General features: G+C 46.2%; 2 protein-coding genes. Both read left to right on the forward strand.

Annotated elements, in window-relative coordinates:
* A partial coding sequence (locus tag R8O11_RS25385) for a sulfurtransferase TusA family protein (RefSeq protein WP_318194634.1) occupies positions 1 to 217 on the forward strand: 217 nt, incomplete at its 5' end.
* Between the two features lies 1 nt (position 218).
* A partial coding sequence (locus tag R8O11_RS25390; protein WP_318194635.1) for an AI-2E family transporter occupies positions 219 to 1,010 on the forward strand: 792 nt, incomplete at its 3' end.

The raw sequence follows: 1,010 nt of genomic DNA on the forward strand, positions 1-1,010 counted from the left end.
GCAACGCTGCCCAATGGCGCTGTTACTTGCCAAGCGTCACGCTGCTGAGGTCTTTCAGGATGAAGAATCGCAGTATCATCACCTTGTCATTCAAGTGGTGGACAACAGCTCTAAACGAGACATTGTGAATTACCTTCGTACCCAAGGGTACGTGGTTGATTGCCAATCTACACCAGAGCACTACACATTGACTGTTTTCAATAAGGAATCCGCATAAGATGTTCGAAAGGGTAAGTCGTTGGTATCAACGCCGCTTCTCAGATCCCCACGCAGTAAGCCTTGTCGCCATTTTGCTGTTTGGTTTTATCACCATTTACTTCTTTGGGCATTTGATTGCGCCATTGCTGGTGGCGATTGTATTAGCATATCTCCTAGAATGGCCAGTGGTTAAATTGTCGCGTATGGGTGTGCCTCGCACCTTATCAGTGATTATTGTTCTCTTGATTTTTATCAGCATCATGTTGATCGCCTTATTTGGCTTGGTTCCGACGATCTGGACTCAGGTTGGCAACTTAATCAACGATATTCCGAACATGTATAACGGGCTGCAAAAGTTCATCATGACGTTACCTGAGCGCCATCCGGAATTGGCTAACCTACAAATTGTAGAAACCGTCGTGACCAACGCGAAAAACCAAGCACTAGGTTTGGGTGAAAGCGTGGTAAAAGGCTCACTTGCATCGTTAGTTAGTATTGCCACATTGGCGGTGTACTTGATTTTGGTGCCGCTGCTGATTTTCTTCCTACTTAAAGACAAAGAAGAAATGCTTAGAATGGCGAGCGGCATTTTGCCGAAAAACCGTAAGCTGGCGAACAAAGTTTGGCACGAGATGAACGAGCAAATCTCGAACTACATTCGCGGGAAAGTGCTGGAAATCTTGATTGTTGGTGGCGTGAGCTACGTAACATTCGCGATTCTAGACCTACGTTACTCCGCGCTCTTGGCCGTTGCTGTAGGTTTGTCTGTATTGATTCCATATATTGGTGCAGCAGCGGTAACCGTACCGGTT

Source organism: Vibrio sp. 1288, from assembly GCF_033344475.1.